The following is a 15,751-nucleotide window of genomic DNA, read 5'->3' as shown; positions in this document are numbered from 1 at the left end:
TGGTGCTCTGTTGCTACGCGGCGCCGAGCCTTCCAGAGAAGCAGATCAGCGGGTCGAACTTTCGGCCGGTTGGCTCTCACCAGTCGCCTGATCGCCTGGTTGGAGTGCTGGCGCCAAGAGGGCGAACCAGGCACATGGCGTTGATCGAATGGCTATCATCGGTAGCGATGAAGCATCGAGAACACCATCCGTTCAGGCATTCGGCTTCGCTCAGCCGCGATCCGCAAGAAGTCGACCGCTGGTGCGACGATACGGTTATCCGGCTGTTCCGCTGTACCAGACCGATTCTAGCTGAGCATGCTCGCCGATCACATCAGCAGAACCACAACCTGCTCAGTTGATCAATCCCGAGCATACCCTGCTGGTGGTAGAGCAGTCGTCCGTCGCGAGCAATGGCCTGCTCAAAGACCTTGCCGACGCTATGATTCGGCGCGATCAGACGGTCAACTGGACCTACCGCCACGGCACGAACTGTTCGATGAAACCAACCGCGATGAAGTCACTCGTGGTTTACTTCACATCGCTCAAGGAGCACGCTGGCAATCGCCAGCCTCCGCGCCACGAATGAATGAATCAGTTTGAGAGCATCGATACGTAGATCGTCAACAGACACACCACAGGTTGTTGGATGACTCAAGTCACCAATACGCCTACGAAGCTCTCGAAATTGGCCAGACCGCGAGCTGAAGAACTCCAAGGGTCAATCCCATTGTTCACTCAGATGTGGCAGTAGCAACCCCGGTGGCCTCTCCGTATAAATTGGCTCCCCAGAGCATCGAGCATATGGCTCACAGCATGTTCGCGGCGCACTGATGAGCGCCGGCGGTATGCGCATGTCGCGTTCCTGGGACGGGGCGCTTGTCTGTGGGTCAGCGAATGAGTTTTCAGAGCCAGTGAAAATTGGCAACGCCTGACCGTGCGCCCTGGAAATTCTGGAAAAGTCAGGAACATCGCCCTGGCTTCCCGTGTATTCAACCAGCGGGATGAACTGGTGGCGTCATGCGCGGACGATCCTCGCCTCGCAAGCAACGAACCGTCGCCCTCGCGAGCCTGCAGGCCTCCGGCGTCGGCTGAGGTCGCGCGCCACCGCTTCGTCAGCAAGCTCAGAGTCGAAAACGAAAAAAAGGCGACCGAAGATCGCCAGAAGTGCCTTAGTGCTAATGTACCGAAACGACTGTCACATTTTACTACCGCTCCTGCCAGAGTAGCTTAGGATCAAACCCCAGGCCTCAAAAAACGACCCATAGACCACGGTGAGCAACGCCGCGACAGCCGCGTCTGGGGAGAGTGACAGCGCCTGCAGCCTGCCTTGTAGATGGCTGGACCGCCAAGGTGACGGTGGGGAAATTAACCAGATAAACCACCACCAGGACAACCACGGCAGCGCTAATAACTGATCTCAAAAACGGGAGGAGAAGCGGCGGTGGAGACTCGGTTTACCCTCGAGCTACTCCTGCCATCGGCAGCATGCTGGAAAGCCTTGCGCACTTCGTTGAGGCGCTTGTCATTGAGGTCGTGCGTGCGTTCGGCGCGTTCAGCGCCCAAGTCTATCAATTTGTCGTCTCGCCGTCGTCTCCTCTTCGCTCGGGGATGCTGCCGATAATGCGGGTGACGGGCAGTTGGCGTGGTGATCTGCCTTCTTCACGACAAAACCGTGGCGGGTGACCAGGCATCCCGAGGACCTGAAGAGCGTGCAACAACTCGAACCTCTACATCCACCCATAAGCCCTGCCTTAGCTCATCATCATCAACGCACCCACTCACGCAGGTGCTCAGCATTCGATGAATCACCGGAACGGCCAGCGGTTCTTCCTGTGCATCCTGATGACCTTTGCCGCGTTGCCGTTCGCGCATAACGCCGCCGCTATTCCGGACATGCGGTCATCTCCGGATGGCATTCGCGGGTGGATAGTGCTTTCGACTGAACTGGGCATATCTCGGCACCGCAGCAGATTTGGCCTTTGCTTGACAGGATAAGCTGCCAAGGTAACTGGCACTGCACTCCAATCATTGGTGGCAGCATCTGTGGTTGTTCTCCTTCTCCAGCAAGTGTCGGCTGCGTTCGTCGACTTGAGCCGCTTCCACGACGCAAGACTGGACTGTGTCCCAGCCACCAATCCCTTTGCACAACCCCTGAGGCCGCTCCAATAAAATTCCAGCTGTTTAACAGGGGCGGCTTCCGTTTGGGCACCCTCATCCGTTAAGATGTCGGCTTCTGGCGGATGCCGGCGGCATAGCAGCAGATTCGACCCGGGCAACACTCAGTTGGTCAGCGGCCGAGCCGGCTGGATTTCCAGCGCGTTTGTGGCGCAGCCTTCCACATCTACAAGGTAATCTCCACCATCACACTCGCAATGCACCGCTTACACATGTACGCTTCACCCAGTGACGTGATCACGCGCTTTCGGAAAGCTGGAAGATGACCGTACGCGAAGTCGAGCAGCATCAACGGCTTCTTGGTCTACCACGGCCTCAACGCCCAAGTGGACCTCTAGCCTGCAAAATTGCAGTATCGAGACTAGTAGGTTCACTTAGCCTGTAGGCTTTTGTCACGGACAAGATCGATCCGCTCCGCCTGGTTTCTGGCTGGTTCCCGCCGCTCGACCGCGCCGCCAGTTGCCGTCCTGGCTCTGTGACCCTGGAGGAACTCGTCGCATTTCACCGCCATGCTCACCAATCCCACATCACCGCGAAGTCACTGCTCGGCACTGCCTCGCGGAACTGCTGGCGGCGGAAGTCCACCTGGGTCGAGCAGCTCGAACCATCTGGTCATCGCCAATTGCTGTCTGGCCGCGCCAATCGAGTGCTGATCCTGGTTCCGGAAGGCCGGCGCCGATGGTAGTTGGGGAGGTGCGTCACCATTTCGACCTGCGGGTCGTGTTCGACGCCGAGCGCTTTATGGAAGACAATGCCAGCGACCTTGAAGAACACGCAACTGGCGCTGGTCGCGCTGGAGTGGCTGGTGGCGGACGAACGGGAAAAGGCCCAAGACGCGCTGTTTTCCCGCTCGCTGGATTTCTGGTGGTGGACGAAGCTCACCACTTGGTCTGCGGCATGAACAAGCAGGCCCTGAAACTGTTCGTCGGTCAGCAGTTGGCGCAAGGTGACCCAGGCGCCTTCTTGTGGCCGCCGGACGGCGACGTCAGCCGCTTCGCTCGTCTGCGCCTGCTCGATCCGGATGCCCATGGCGGGGGCGCCGGTTACGTGCAGACGAATCGCCTGTGGCGGAGGCCGTGCCGAGGAGTTGCTCGATCAGCATGCCGCCTGAGAGCGCACCGAAACCATGGCACGGATTTCTGGCGATTGAAGGGCGAAGCCCTGCTGGGCGCGGTGGCTGACAAGGCCGATGCCGGAAGCCATGCACGCCTGATCCGCGAATTGCTCGACCATGTTCGGCACCGGCCACGTGCTGTTCGCGAACACCCGGCTGCCGGTGCAAGGCTTTCCAGACGGATCGCCCTATCCACTGCCCTGCCCTACCGAATACCTGGAATTGCCGGTGGGCGAACATGCCGACCTGTACCCGGAAGTCAGCTTCCAGTCGCAGCCAGACGTGCACTGAAGACGCTGGTGGCGCTTTCGACCGCCATAAGCTGTTGATGGGACCTGGAAGATGCTGGAGCGCGTCGAAGTGCTGGTGATCTCCTCGCGCCGAAACCGAATCAACCTGGAGGACCGGCTGCACGTGGCTCGGTCTCCACCGCCGTGTTCCACGAAGGGATGAACATCGAACGTCATCGCGCCGGCGGCGTTCGCCGATGAAGAGTTTCCGGCGCAAGAAGTGCTGATATCTCGGAAATCGGTGAGCGAAGGCCGCAACTTCCAGTTCGCCCGCCACCTGGTACTGTTCGATCTGCCGCGCAACTTGCTGGACGAACCGATAGGTCCTGCTCGACCGGATCGGCCAGAAGCACATCATCGGCGGCTGGTGCATGCTGAAACCCGGCCAGACGCGTATATTCCCAGTGGTGCTGCCAGCGTCGAACGCCTTCCTTGAGAATGCTGCCGACCGGGTGGCTCATACAGATCAGCGCCTGCTGCCGCTGGAAAGTGGCGATGACGATGAGGTCGGCGGCCTGGTCGACGCGGCACCGAGGAACGCATCCGCCTGGAAGGTGAACTGCACAGCGGTCGCGACCCGATTGCTGGAGCTGACTCTCGGCGGTGCTGGCGAAGGTGGCGGCACTGGTGGCGATTGTCGACCCGGACGATCAGTTCGCCTGCCGATCTACATGGAAACCCTGTTCGACGCCTTGGTATCGACAGTGAGGACCATCCGGAAAACGCCCTGATCCTGAGCAGCGAAACCTCGACGCCAGCTTTCGCTGGGCGATGACGAAGGCGTGACCATCACCTACAACGCGATGGAGCACTGCTGCATCGATCATGCGCAGTTCATCACATGGGAACACCGGCTGGTGCAGGGAGAAGATCATGGAGCTGATGGCCGGTTCCATGGGCAACACCGTGGCGCCTGATCAAGAACAAGGCGCTGAAACCGAGCACCGTGTTGCTGGAACTGCTCTACGTCGTCCGAGATCGTCTACGCCTCGCTGGTCACTGATGGCCTTCCTGCTCCAGCGGCATTGCGCTGCTTGCTCGATGCCGATGGCAACGATCTGCTTTCGGGGCCATCTTCGTTCGTGACCTTCAACGAGCAGCTGAAAGCGTACCGCGTGCCAGCGCCAACAAGGTCACCCAGGCGCAGCGCGATGTGCTCAACCGCAGAGTCAGATCGACGGCGAAGGCCGATCGCGCCGAAACCTGCGCGCAGACCATCAGGCTGAGCGCCGATGACGGACTTCGCCACCAGACCGACGAAGAAGAACTGGCGCGCCTGACCTACAAGCAGTGGAATTGGGACGGTACCGCGACAGCGGGAGCTGTAACGGATCACGCTGCGTGAACAACACAAACAGGGCCTGGCCATGCTGAAAAGAGCAGCGCTACATCGAAAGTAAATTTCGGTATTGGTCGCCCGTTGATCTTGTAGCTGCTTGAACGACAAAGCCCGCCTGATGCGGGCTTTGTCGGCTCAACCGCATGACTGGCGATTGAGCTGGCGCCGCTTTCGCATCGACCGAAGGGGGTGCTTCCAGCCATCACCGCAGGCATATCCGGCTGGTGCAGGGCCGCCCACTTTCATCCGCTCGGCGTCTTCGACGAAGGCGCGCAACGCCTGGAGGATGAGGACGACAGCGTCCAGGACAGCGCCCACCGGAATACGGATACATCGCCTTCGTGCAAGCCATCGGCCTTGAACACTTCGCTGGTGTTCCAGGACAGCGCCGACGACGTCGCCGAATGGGCGAGATCGTGGACGGCGGATCCGACTGCCAGCCAGCCCAGAGCCCTCGCCTGCAACGATCTTCGACCCGGCGAGGAGCAGGATGGGCAGTTGCTGCCCAGCGCCAGCTACGACCACATCCTCGATAGCCGTGTAAGCGCATGTGTGAAGCTGCAGGAGACCGGCGGCCCTGAACACGCCAGCAGACGAGGCCTGTTCAATGCGTCCAGATGCAGCACGTACCCCGTAGCAATAGCCGCAACCGGCCATCCTGACGGCGGCAAACAGCAGGCGTACGGTTGGCAAGCGCTGATCAAGTGAAGTGCGCAGCAGAAGGGTCCACCAAGAACAACCCCGTCACACCCACGATCAGCCCGGTCGCCATCGCCGGCGGCATCCTGCAACGGCAACGGGAATCGTCGCCTACGACCTGGGCGCCATCAACGGCCTGCACGCTGGTGGCGAAGGTTGAACGTCGCGCCCACCGAGATACCCGCGCGAGGTCGAATGGGTGACCTTCAGCAGATCGGCTGTTCGATTCTGGAGATCCGCATGCTCGGCGGCGCGCTGGGCTGGGATCGAACGTGAAGTTCAGCGAGAACGGGGTACTGCGCGATGAAGACGGCGCGCGCCAACTGCAATACCTGGACCAACGCACCGGTGGTGAAAACGCCGATACCAGCCCCAGCGGTCAGCCAGACATGAAACGCCGTATTGCGACGGTGGGGCCAGAATCCATCCGATCGGCAACTGACCGCATTCTCGTAGCTTTCGCTTCGCCGATCAAATGCCCATGCGCACCAGCAGGAACGCCCAGAAAACTTAACCGGCCGTTGGCCGCTGTCAGCCCGCTCCACACCGCCAGGCCCAGCCCCGTTGATTTGCGCCGCGAACCAGTATCAGCTATCCCGACCTGACCAAGGTGCAAGGGCAATGGCCACGACAGGTGAATCCGGTACCGATGATGCCGATCTGAAAATCGCTCCGATGCCATTCCATGCGGGATTCGCTCGATGATGATCGCCGAAGGGTGCGGTCAAAGAGATCTGAACAGGATTTGTCCGGAACAGCAACAAATGCGCCAGGCATTCTCCGCTTTAGTTGGTTTCTCATGTAAGATGCATGTCTTCTTATTCAATTTGCTTTCGACAACCGACAACGAGCTTCCCGGCTTACAGACCTATGCAGCCGAGCCTGAACTCCAGATCTCGAACCCACAACACAACTGTCTGTGAACATTTCGTCACGCTGATCGGGGGTAATGGCCGGGCCAGCAGAACACCCCAACCCCGGAGCCCGACAGCCTGGTGACCAGGTCGGTTCCCGAAAACCTGTTGACCAAGTCCTTGACAAGCCCTCGTGGGCGCGCATACATTCCTCTGCCGACTGGCGTACACCGTGCACCACGACATTCGCAACTACTCGGATCTTAAGATACCAAATACGTCGACGCCTCGGGTGGCATCCCCTTCAATTGGCTGCGACACTGTGAAACTGGTCATTTTCTTCTTCTCTGATGGCCCGAATAACACTAGTCAGCCACCATCCTCCAGGCATATGGCGCACGATGACGGAACGATCCCGGCCAGCACGAGCATTGAGACCGTATCTCTACCTGTCGCCGCGGCAGCTTCAGTTCCGCAGCCATTGCCAGCGCACCAGTACCTGTGTCCACGACTGTCGCTCGACATCATCATCCTCGATAATGAACGTCTGGTGGTTTTCCCGCTTCGAATTCACGTCGATGACCAAGACGAATACATCGAGACCGACGGTTTCGTGGTCTGCCTGATCGGCCTGGGTGGTTTCCAGGTCGACCTTGCGCTGGATGTCGCCGAGTTGGTGTACAGCACGGAAACCTGCTGACCAGTTCGGCGATGAAGACCATGCTGGCAGACGAAAAGGTTCAGGCCGAGCCCGCTGATCGTCGACCTCCGCCTGGTTCAAAAACGAGTCCAGCAACCGGTATTCCTGGTCGAGCCGCTGGTGATGCTGGTGGGTGACCTGGACATCGCCGGCATCCGCTTCTCCCGCAAGGGGCGAAAAGGCGGCTTCGTCAGATGAACTTCACGAAATCGAAATGGACCTGTCGAATTTCCTTGAGCAGCGTGACATCCACGAACTTGTCGGTCAGTACCTGGCCAAGATCATCCTGAACGAAGACACGCAAAACTACCGGTTCCCGACTGGAAACTGATCCACTCGTCCCTGATTGATCCTGCGGATCGAGGCGGACGGGTCGCCCTCTCTTCCTGTCTCAGCGCCGGCAGTGGCACCCAGTAGGCATGGCTCCGAACTAGGCCTGGCCCAGCCATTCTGGTACATGAACAAGTCGTTTGGAGCACCAAACCGATAGGATGAAAACAACGGCGACAGTGGCCGCTCCTTCGTCTTTGAACCTGTCGCCGGCGGCATCTGCCCTCCTGATTTCGCCCCGCAGTGAAATGTCCGAGAAGCCCTGCACATCAACGCAGAACCAACTTATATGCAGGTGTCTCCACAGAAGATGCAGATTCTTCTCTACAACTCAAACAAACAGCAGCAAACCGTCATGGGCATGCTCATTCCATGGAACGCGATGATGCTCATCTCCAGCGACGTCACTGTGTTGCACCCAGAGGCCGATGGCAATATCGAGAACATCAACAGTGACGACACGCAGTGGAGAGCGACCGATGCGTCTCTGAGCAATTTCAACATTCTGACACACCACGATCACCACTGACTACAACAAACTCTCCGTCGGGCCGGATCAACGTCGAAGCATTCGCCTGGATGCCAACGACTTGTTCGTCGGTCGCGGCCAGTGTCGCGATTGCCTACGCAGATCCATAATACGGAAAGTACCGGCGCGAGTTGTCGGACAAGTTGAAACTGTCGGAGAGAACGGGCACAGCTGAACATCGACGACCTGTTCTCCCGCTCCATCGACCTCACACTCGACGACCCAGCCATCGAAGGCATCGGCCTGCTGCGAACGAGTCAGGAACAAGTTGTCGCGGCGCTGGAGCAGTCCGGAGAAGGCCTCCGGCTATGACGCGGCGGCCCTGCACGACCTGCACTTCTTCGAGAATTGTCGGTGGATCGTCGATGATTCCAGAAGAGCTACAAACTGTTCTACATCGACCTGAACAGGCTCGAAGAACTCCTTCGACAGCCTGTTCCCGATGCCCGCTGAAGCGCTATGCGTTGGTGATCGGCGCCTTCGGCCAACCTGCTGGGCCCTGATGGCGAAAGCCCCTGCCTGTCCGATGACCTTCCTGGCTGCTGGTGGCGAGTCGTTTGCCACGTCGAGCGCTGCTGGCCGAACCGATACCGTTTCGACGACACACTGGACAACGCCGTTATCCAGTTCATCAGTAACAGCAGCTCAACGAAGGTCATGACGCTGTCGACGGATGCAGAGCCCCGGCGAAGTCCTCGACGCCAGCTGGACGCGGATCAAACCGATGTACGAGAAGGATGCCCGCGAGCTAATGAGCAGCAAAATCCAGAGCGTCTGGATGGACGACATGCACCTATACCACAATCATGAAAGCAGATCAAGATGCTGGCGAAATTTACCGTCGCCGCATCGGCCAACGCCAGGGTCATTTTCGCTGACCGTCACGGGCAAAACTGACGCTGACCTAATTCATCAACGGCCTGCTGCCAATGGAATACACCTATCTGCGGCTGTGGGGCAGGCTTCCGGCAATGATGAACCCCATGCCTCCGGAATAGCTCCGAATTCAATCAGATACGCTGGCACTTCACCATGCTTATCGCTCAGTTCACTACACTCACCAGCCATTACACCGATCGAGCGTCATCAGACCTCACCTGTCCTAGATAGATGCCGAGGCGCCGACGGGACCGCCAAGGGGTGGATCGCACTCAAAGATCCAGCGCATGATTGGCGAGGCCTTCCTAACCCCTTGCACGGCGCGGCCGGGGCGGCCTTCTCTGGCCTGGTGGAGCCCGCGTTGGTGCGGAATTCCAAGGAGGGCTCGACACCCACGACGGCACGCGCAAAAGATGGTTCCGGTGGGGATTGATACAGCACTAGCAGGCATTAGCATGAAGTTGCTTCTTCGTCATGGGTTTCACCGGAGAATTCGGCGCAATCGCACAATTTCGACAGACAAACCCAGATTTAGTGGTTGATTGCACAAGGTTACAAAACGATGGGGGTGCGGACGGACATGTGCAGCTCGCATGCTCAGAGAACCATCGGCTTCTGTCTATCTATTCAATCTCCTCACAGACATCATCCGGTTTTGCCCCCATCGCATTTTCAAGCAGCAAACAACTTCCACTCTCTCACCAAATAGCCAAAAAAGGAGATAACCAGCATTTTCTAATCCGGTCCTGCAGGCTTTCACACCCAGGTTGTAAAAATAAAAACACAAAAAATAGAAGCACGTCAAGACTGACTAAGGGTACTAGCAGATTTCCAAGCTGTTTGCACATCGCTTATCACGGGTTGCAGCAGTTCGCTGCAGATCTGCATCATCGGTGCTGGCCGGCCCTCAACGGTGCTGTTCCAATACGGCAATACCGTCAGTGGCGCGAATGGCCGTCGGCAAATGGGTACAAGGCGGCGTTGACGGCAAGAACTCGAAGCTATCGAATACGACGATGCCTGTGATCCGGAGCAAGCGGTCGCGGTCGCCAACGAAGTTCGTCAACGATGGCGTGAAATTCGTTGTGGGCCACCTGTTGTCCGACTGGGCTCAACCGGCTTCGGACATCTACGAAGACGAAGGCATCATCATCGTCCTTCAGCACTTACACCCCGGAAATCACCGCACGTGGCTATAAAATGGTCTTCCGCACCATTCGTTCTGACAGCGCCAACCAGGGCGGCATCCTCGCTGATGTCGTCGAACCGGAGAATTCGTTGCTGTCGTCCATGACAACAATCAGGTGAAGGTATCGCGACCGCAGTGAAGAAACCCTCGAAAGCAAAGGCGTGGAGGAGCATGGCCCTGTCGCGAAGGCATCAACGCTGAACAAGTTCAGTGGATGATCGCGAAGATGAAGCAAGCCAATGTCGACTTCGTTTCTGCGGCAGCTACCACCCTGAAATTCATATGATAGCGTAGGCGAAGAGAAAGGCCTGAAAGCCGGCTTCATGGGTCCAGAAGGCGTCAGTGACCCGTACCAGGGGTGAGCCGGATGCTTCCAGAGGCCTGCTGGTGACATCCTAGAATCTTTTCCAACCAGTCCTCCGACAAGGCACTGGTCGAGCAGCTTTTGCAGCAAGACCCACGACGGCCCGTTCATCTACCAGCTCCGCAGCATAGATGATCGCAGACGGCATATAGAGAACGCCGAGCAGACGCACGAAGTCGTGTCGGCGATCCGTGAGGCCTGCGAGACCCAACTGCATCTGACTTTGATGGCGGAGGGCAACCTGGAAGACTTCAAGAATCATACACCTAGCACGACAACAAGAAACAGAAGCCGCTGAAATAACCCGCACGCTGTGAGCTGGCCGAGACCCCGCCTGGTCCCGCAGTGGGCTTTGTTTAAGGTAACGGAAGAGCGCTGCGCTATAGCACCTACTCCTCCTCAAATCTTGAAACCGTCACCAGTGATTCACTGGGCTCACGTGGAACATTAGAACAGTGCAAGCGCGCGAGCGGGAAACGACTTCACCAGTGGAACACTACGTAGGTTTTTCAGAGCACTGTGATCCTTAGATGATATATATCACTTTTTTCCAACAGCTGATTAATGGCCTGACCATTCAGCAGGCTGAGGCCTTGCCTTCAATTCACAATCAGCTCTCAGGTAACACAATCATCGCCATCCGCAATTCATTCACACAGGGCAAGATGTTCGTTGATTCGTTGCATACATCCGTCGTGCATCGCCATCGCCGGCCTGACCATCTAGTCGGACGGCTTCCAGTTGCTGATCACACATTCGTCGCGAGCACGTCATTAGCCATTTCTACGGCTACGCCATCAACATGTTTGCCTACCGCCCGTTGCGCGGCAGCAACCGATTGATCCTCCTGTCAGGTACTTCAGCCATCGGGATGTCGATCTTTCTGCAAAACACGGTTTTGCTCTCTGAGACTTGGAAGAACGAATCGATCCCCAACTTGATCCTGGGCAACTTCTCGTCTTCGGCCCCACCAGTACCCATGAGGTGGTGGTTTCGTCATGCAACTCTGATTTTCAGCTATCGTCGCCCTGGTCGCCATGCTCGCGCCTGGCGCTCGATTCATCTTCGGCGCTTCATCTAGGCCGCGCCTGCGCGCCTGCGCTGGACTACATCCAATTCGCCAACCTGCTCGGTACAACCGCCAACCATCCTCATGGCCCTGACCTTCGTCATCGGTGCCGCGCTGGCTGCGGTCGCTGCGGTATTGCTCGGCATGGAATCCGGAGTGATCAACCGCAACACCAGTTCCTCGTCGAGGATCAGCATCCCCACCGCCGGTATTTCCTGGGCGCATCGGCAGTCTTTGCGGCACGATGATCATCGTATTGGGCGTAGCTGAAGCCTTGGTGCCGATGTTTTCGGCGACCAATACAAGGATGTGGTGGCCTTCGCTCTTCTCGTCTTGGTGCTGTTCGTCCGGCAAGCCCGCCCTGCTGGCCGTCCGAGGAGGTTGAAGAGGTCGCCCAGGAATCTTGCGAGGTGGCGAAGTCAGCGCCTTGCTGGTGCTGGCCATCGCCCTACCGATCGGCCTCAAGCTGGAAATCGTCGGCGTCAATCTGGCTGTCATTGGCGCCCACACCGCGACCTTGTTCGCCAGTACGCCTGCGCTGTTGCGGTGCTGGCGGATCTGTCCGCGACCTGCTGCGCCACGGCCTGGCGTTCGACGCCAGCGTCCCGCTGATTCCAGCCAGGCCAGCAACTTCCTGACCCTGCTGTCAGGCTGGAGCTGGGTGGGCTTGTAGCCGCTCAGCTCTGGTGGCGCTAGTCACCGTGTTACGGCTCGCGCGGCGCGGTGGATATCGCTGGCCTCGTCCTTGTCGCTCTTTGCGTGATGCTCGGCCTTGGCCTCGAGAACATCGTGGTCGGTCTGGCCCGTCTGCTCGGTCTGGGTATGTCGTTGCGCCGTCGGCGCCTGCCCTGCCCTCTTGCTGCGTTGCTCGGCTTTCGTTTCTGGATCTGCTTTGCCGATTGCCGGATGATGTCGACGCTGTTCTGGTTCTCTTCCTCGGTTTCCCAGTCGCTGCCATCATACCCTGACAATGGTGACCGGTTTCCGGCGAGATCATCCATCTGTTCCTCGTAACCTGACCACCTTGCCCCGGTGGCCCGAAGCAGCATGAGTAGCATCCCGAAACGGACCCTATTCGGCCTGACGTTGGAGGACGAGGCTCAAGGGCGTGCAACCTTCTGCACGAGGACCCTTCATCGCCTACAGCTCGGTGAACAAGATGATCCTTCTCTCGGCCGCGCCTGTTCCTGGCCCTTGCTGGCGTTGTTGACCCATGCGAAGGGCTTCCTGCACATGCCCATTGGTCGTCCTTGGGAAGCCTTACGTGAAGACGAAATCGCCTAGCGCGCTGGTGAGCCGACGTCGAGCTTGGGCTTCGCCCTTGGCTCTTGTTTTCCAGTTTCACATCACCTTCCACCACTACAAAACCGTAACATCATCATAACCCTTGATCGGAGTCGCAATCATCGCCAGATCGTCGTCTCGAAAAATGACTGGCAAACTTGGAGTAATCACGCACATAGTGTTGTCGTTCTCATTGTGCCTGAATTGATACATAAATTTAAAGATGTATGAAATTTACCAGAATGTTGATCAGCGGCTCTGTGATCGTGCCTGATTGATCGTCTGGCATCACAAGATTATTTTTGCTCCCCATCCAGACGTCAGGTATTGTCGAGAACTGTCAGACAATAACCATCCCATTTGTCTGCAAATAAGCAGCATGTTGCATCTTCTCGCTTTGGCGCTCTTTCTCGCAGTGTCGATCCACATCGGCCTAACCGCTAATAAAAAACAAGTAATTGATGATTTTCGTAACACGAACGAGACCACAAAACCACCGTATTCAACTATGCCTAACCCGTTGTACCAAACCCACGGCGGGCAGCGTCCTGCTCGACGGCGAAGCGATCGAAGGCCTTACCGGCCATCAGATACGCAAAGGCGTGGTGCGTACCTTCCAGAACGTGGGTCTTTGTTGAGGAAATAACAGCAGTGGAGAACTTGCTGGTTGCCAGCCCTGGTCACCTGGTACGCCATTTCCTGGCAGGCCTGTTGGAAGCCCGGCGTCCAGGAGGCGAGCGTGAGGCGATCGGATGCGCGGGGCGCTGGCTGGAGCCGTCTGACCTCAGGTGCCGGGGCAGGGCAGGTCCACACCTGGCTTACAGTGAGCAACACCATGCTGGGAGGAATCGCCCACTACATAATAACCACCACACATCCTCATGCTCAGCACCAGCCACCCATCTAGAACCACCACGAAACCGAAGACTTTGAAGGCATCAGCATGTAATGAGCACAACACCATGTTGCTCATCGAACACGACATGAGCTGGTTCATGAGCCCTCTCCAGCCTGTGTTGTAATCATGGGGCTCTGCCTGGCAGACAGGCACACCTGCAGATTCATGATAATCCTGAAGTAATCAAAGCCTACCTGGGGAGGCTGGCAAATGTAAAGATTGGAAAACATTCCACAGCTTGGGTGAGGACCTCACTCGGCAACTGGCTCAGCCTAATTCATGAGCAGGTCACCCTGATTAGTGCCAACAGTTCCAGCAAATGCCTTTGTTCTTCATCTGGCCAGCAGGTTTCTGCATCCACACACCTGCACAGCAGCAGCATTTCCTACATAAAGCAGCAAAAGACTGGTCGGCCTGGACTTTTCAGGAGACACAGGTCTAAGTCCTAAAAGCATGGCATCATGCCCCAAAGAGCCACCATGTTCTTGGCAGGCTGACCAGTTCCTGAGAAAGAACCTGGCCATGGGCAGAGTTCTTAAGGCAAAAGACAGACTGTGGGAGACCAGGTATTGGATAGAGTTTTTTTTTTTTTCTTCACCTGTTTCCCACGCCTCAAAAGAACACTTCGATCTGACACAGAAAGAACAATGCCTAGTGTTCCAGCGATAAGCAGCAGAATGCTGCCATGTGCAAGAGCCATCATGATAAAGAGCAAACCCAAGCTGTCTGCTCGACGACGTTCCTGACTGACACGATCCATCAATTTTAAAGAGCGGTTTCAGATGATTGTTGAACGATTTCGTGATGATCCATCCATCTTGTTCAACGCCAAAGCAGGTTGCTGAAATAGCAGCATCTACATACCTGGAGAAGCACCATGTCGTAGTGCAAACCGGTGAAGAACTGCTCGTCGATCCGAAAGTGCAAATCCTGCTCTTTTTCAGCCTCCACCTTTCCTTCAAAAAAAAAACGGCCTGCGGCCCTGTTTTATGCGCAACGCGCGCTCGGACACTTCTCTTCGAGCCGTTCCAATGCGGTGCTGCTGCGCTCAACCCAGCCCAAGAGGTAATCCGCTGGTCAAGTAGGGCAAGCCGCCTTCGTCGGGATCACCGGATCCCGACGGTGAACTGCGTGCTCTTGATCATCGCGCAGCAGCAGGTCGGCGACCGTCATAGATCTCGGCATGCACCATGTCGGAAGGCAGTCGCGCTCTCCTCCGCCCAGCCAGGTGCGCCTCTCGACAGGCTATAGTGGTTACTCGTAAAAGGACCGGCCAGCGTGCACCGCCTGAACATTGTTGATCGTCGGCCCACTCCTCGCGCCCTTGTCATCGCTGTCGCAGCAACAGTCCCGCTCGACGCCATGGGTGCGCTTTCGGCTCCCGCAACGCTCAAGATCAGGCCGGGCTCGCACAGGTCAATTCCTGCATGGCCAGCAGCGGTTTGGCGACCACCAGCGCTCGTCGCTGCCTACACTGAAGCGAATCGCCAGGTCGATCCGACGCGGTGCAGGTGCGCGAACTCATCTGTAGCTGGTCGACACTCCATCGGTCTTGTTGGGAAAACTCAGTCGGCGAACCTTCGAAAAACGTTTCGCCAACGACGCTGGCACCGTAATCCGCACCGCACCGGACACTTCATCCTGCAAGATGGGCCAGTGCTTGCCGGGCTGGCTACGACCTGTGATCAGCGCCCTGGCTCGGGCAACAGGGCAGACACCGCTGCATGGCTGGAACAGACACGTGGTGCGATGCAGCAACGCGCTTGGTCAACTCGTTTCCAGAAACTTGATGCGCCTGGACAACTCCACCTTTGTTCCGCCGACCGTTGCGCGGGCCAAGGTAAAACTGCCCGCTGGAATTCCAACGGCAAACGCCGCCAGATCATCCATTTCACTCATAATACTTGAACACAACAAAGGGAGGCTGCAGCAGCAAAAAAAAAAAAAAAAAAAAAAAAAAAAAAAAAAAAAAAAAAAAAAAAGAGAGAGAGAGAGAGAGAGAGAGAGAGAGAGAGAGAGAGAGAGAGAGGAAGAGAGAGAGAGAGAGGGGGAGGGG

Annotated in this window: 18 protein-coding genes and 2 pseudogenes; 17 read left to right on the top strand and 3 right to left on the bottom strand. The window is 57.3% G+C overall.

All coding sequences use genetic code 11. The features are described 5' to 3' along the window. A pseudogene (locus ACVBEG_RS27845) lies at nucleotides 1–341 on the top strand (hypothetical protein); the annotation flags it as partial. Beyond that, nucleotides 338–568, top strand: coding sequence for a hypothetical protein (locus ACVBEG_RS27840; protein WP_447108651.1), 231 nt, complete (start codon nucleotides 338–340; stop codon nucleotides 566–568). The pseudogene ACVBEG_RS27845 and the gene ACVBEG_RS27840, both read left to right, overlap by 4 nt. Nucleotides 569–2,769: 2,201 nt before the next feature. Here ACVBEG_RS27840 and ACVBEG_RS27835 read toward each other — a convergent pair. Then, nucleotides 2,770–3,186 carry a hypothetical protein gene (locus ACVBEG_RS27835; protein WP_447108650.1) on the bottom strand — a complete coding sequence of 139 codons (417 nt, stop codon included), beginning with the start codon at nucleotides 3,184–3,186 and terminating at the stop codon, nucleotides 2,770–2,772. A 66-nt stretch (nucleotides 3,187–3,252) separates the two neighbouring features. Beyond that, the gene (locus ACVBEG_RS27830) at nucleotides 3,253–3,390 is read right to left on the bottom strand and encodes a hypothetical protein (protein ID WP_447108649.1); all 138 of its coding nucleotides are present in this window, start codon (nucleotides 3,388–3,390) and stop codon (nucleotides 3,253–3,255) included. Between ACVBEG_RS27830 and ACVBEG_RS27825 the strand changes: the two genes are divergently transcribed. The 14 genes and pseudogenes from ACVBEG_RS27825 to ACVBEG_RS27760 all read left to right on the top strand — a co-directional run bounded on the left by ACVBEG_RS27825 (nucleotide 3,389) and on the right by ACVBEG_RS27760 (nucleotide 12,797). Then, complete coding sequence (locus ACVBEG_RS27825; RefSeq protein ID WP_447108648.1) at nucleotides 3,389–3,562, top strand: hypothetical protein; 174 nt, start codon at nucleotides 3,389–3,391, stop codon at nucleotides 3,560–3,562. The genes ACVBEG_RS27830 and ACVBEG_RS27825 overlap by 2 nt on opposite strands. A 370-nt stretch (nucleotides 3,563–3,932) precedes the next feature. Next, nucleotides 3,933–4,292, top strand: a complete 360-nt coding sequence (locus ACVBEG_RS27820; protein ID WP_447108647.1) for a hypothetical protein — start codon at nucleotides 3,933–3,935, stop codon at nucleotides 4,290–4,292. A gap of 51 nt (nucleotides 4,293–4,343) precedes the next feature. Then, nucleotides 4,344–4,478 carry a hypothetical protein gene (locus tag ACVBEG_RS27815; protein WP_447108645.1) on the top strand — a complete coding sequence of 45 codons (135 nt, stop codon included), beginning with the start codon at nucleotides 4,344–4,346 and terminating at the stop codon, nucleotides 4,476–4,478. A 236-nt stretch (nucleotides 4,479–4,714) separates the two neighbouring features. Continuing rightward, nucleotides 4,715–4,906 (top strand): hypothetical protein, encoded by a 192-nt coding sequence (locus ACVBEG_RS27810; RefSeq protein ID WP_447108644.1) that lies wholly within the window; start codon nucleotides 4,715–4,717, stop codon nucleotides 4,904–4,906. A 183-nt stretch (nucleotides 4,907–5,089) separates the two neighbouring features. After that, entirely contained in the window at nucleotides 5,090–5,608 is a 519-nt protein-coding gene (locus ACVBEG_RS27805; protein ID WP_447108643.1) for a hypothetical protein, read from the top strand. Between the two features lie 263 nt (nucleotides 5,609–5,871). Continuing rightward, nucleotides 5,872–6,204: a hypothetical protein gene (locus ACVBEG_RS27800; RefSeq protein ID WP_447108642.1), complete on the top strand. Its 333-nt coding sequence runs from the start codon at nucleotides 5,872–5,874 to the stop codon at nucleotides 6,202–6,204. Between the two features lie 96 nt (nucleotides 6,205–6,300). Beyond that, nucleotides 6,301–6,522 carry a hypothetical protein gene (locus tag ACVBEG_RS27795; protein ID WP_447108641.1) on the top strand — a complete coding sequence of 74 codons (222 nt, stop codon included), beginning with the start codon at nucleotides 6,301–6,303 and terminating at the stop codon, nucleotides 6,520–6,522. A 163-nt stretch (nucleotides 6,523–6,685) separates the two neighbouring features. Further along, on the top strand, nucleotides 6,686–7,153 hold the full coding sequence (locus ACVBEG_RS27790) for a hypothetical protein (protein ID WP_447108640.1): 468 nt from the start codon (nucleotides 6,686–6,688) through the stop codon (nucleotides 7,151–7,153). A 640-nt stretch (nucleotides 7,154–7,793) separates the two neighbouring features. Next, nucleotides 7,794–8,012: a hypothetical protein gene (locus ACVBEG_RS27785; RefSeq protein ID WP_447108639.1), complete on the top strand. Its 219-nt coding sequence runs from the start codon at nucleotides 7,794–7,796 to the stop codon at nucleotides 8,010–8,012. A gap of 1,829 nt (nucleotides 8,013–9,841) precedes the next feature. Then, nucleotides 9,842–10,090 (top strand): hypothetical protein, encoded by a 249-nt coding sequence (locus ACVBEG_RS27780; RefSeq protein WP_447108638.1) that lies wholly within the window; start codon nucleotides 9,842–9,844, stop codon nucleotides 10,088–10,090. An 889-nt stretch (nucleotides 10,091–10,979) separates the two neighbouring features. Next, nucleotides 10,980–11,903, top strand: a pseudogene (locus tag ACVBEG_RS27775) (ABC transporter permease subunit); the annotation flags it as partial. Nucleotides 11,904–11,916: 13 nt separating this feature from the next. Further along, nucleotides 11,917–12,186, top strand: coding sequence for a hypothetical protein (locus tag ACVBEG_RS27770; protein WP_447108652.1), 270 nt, complete (start codon nucleotides 11,917–11,919; stop codon nucleotides 12,184–12,186). A gap of 50 nt (nucleotides 12,187–12,236) precedes the next feature. After that, nucleotides 12,237–12,527, top strand: coding sequence for a hypothetical protein (locus ACVBEG_RS27765; RefSeq protein ID WP_447108637.1), 291 nt, complete (start codon nucleotides 12,237–12,239; stop codon nucleotides 12,525–12,527). 33 nt (nucleotides 12,528–12,560) lie between these two features. Further along, the gene (locus tag ACVBEG_RS27760; protein ID WP_447108636.1) at nucleotides 12,561–12,797 is read left to right on the top strand and encodes a hypothetical protein; all 237 of its coding nucleotides are present in this window, start codon (nucleotides 12,561–12,563) and stop codon (nucleotides 12,795–12,797) included. A 784-nt stretch (nucleotides 12,798–13,581) separates the two neighbouring features. Here the strand turns inward: ACVBEG_RS27760 and ACVBEG_RS27755 are convergent. Further along, the gene (locus ACVBEG_RS27755) at nucleotides 13,582–13,794 is read right to left on the bottom strand and encodes a hypothetical protein (RefSeq protein WP_447108635.1); all 213 of its coding nucleotides are present in this window, start codon (nucleotides 13,792–13,794) and stop codon (nucleotides 13,582–13,584) included. 1,690 nt (nucleotides 13,795–15,484) lie between these two features. Here ACVBEG_RS27755 and ACVBEG_RS27750 point away from each other — a divergent pair. Beyond that, a partial coding sequence (locus tag ACVBEG_RS27750) for a hypothetical protein (protein ID WP_447108634.1) occupies nucleotides 15,485–15,751 on the top strand: 267 nt, incomplete at its 3' end.

It is taken from the genome of Pseudomonas sp. GG8 (assembly GCF_052976945.1).
The sequence above is the reverse complement of the archived record's forward strand: the minus strand, read 5'-3'. Positions and strand labels throughout refer to the sequence as shown.

Excerpts from the sequence above, each read along its gene's own strand:
- ACVBEG_RS27755 (WP_447108635.1), bottom strand. The coding sequence starts at position 13,794 with ATGAACCAGCTCATGTCGTGTTCGATGAGCAACATGGTGTTGTGCTCA.
- ACVBEG_RS27825 (WP_447108648.1), top strand. The coding sequence starts at position 3,389 with ATGTTCGGCACCGGCCACGTGCTGTTCGCGAACACCCGGCTGCCGGTG.
- ACVBEG_RS27795 (WP_447108641.1), top strand. The coding sequence starts at position 6,301 with ATGATGATCGCCGAAGGGTGCGGTCAAAGAGATCTGAACAGGATTTGT.
- ACVBEG_RS27785 (WP_447108639.1), top strand. The coding sequence starts at position 7,794 with ATGCAGATTCTTCTCTACAACTCAAACAAACAGCAGCAAACCGTCATG.
- ACVBEG_RS27830 (WP_447108649.1), bottom strand. The coding sequence starts at position 3,390 with ATGGTCGAGCAATTCGCGGATCAGGCGTGCATGGCTTCCGGCATCGGC.
- ACVBEG_RS27820 (WP_447108647.1), top strand. The coding sequence starts at position 3,933 with ATGCTGAAACCCGGCCAGACGCGTATATTCCCAGTGGTGCTGCCAGCG.
- ACVBEG_RS27780 (WP_447108638.1), top strand. The coding sequence starts at position 9,842 with ATGGCCGTCGGCAAATGGGTACAAGGCGGCGTTGACGGCAAGAACTCG.
- ACVBEG_RS27760 (WP_447108636.1), top strand. The coding sequence starts at position 12,561 with ATGAGTAGCATCCCGAAACGGACCCTATTCGGCCTGACGTTGGAGGAC.
- ACVBEG_RS27835 (WP_447108650.1), bottom strand. The coding sequence starts at position 3,186 with ATGGGCATCCGGATCGAGCAGGCGCAGACGAGCGAAGCGGCTGACGTC.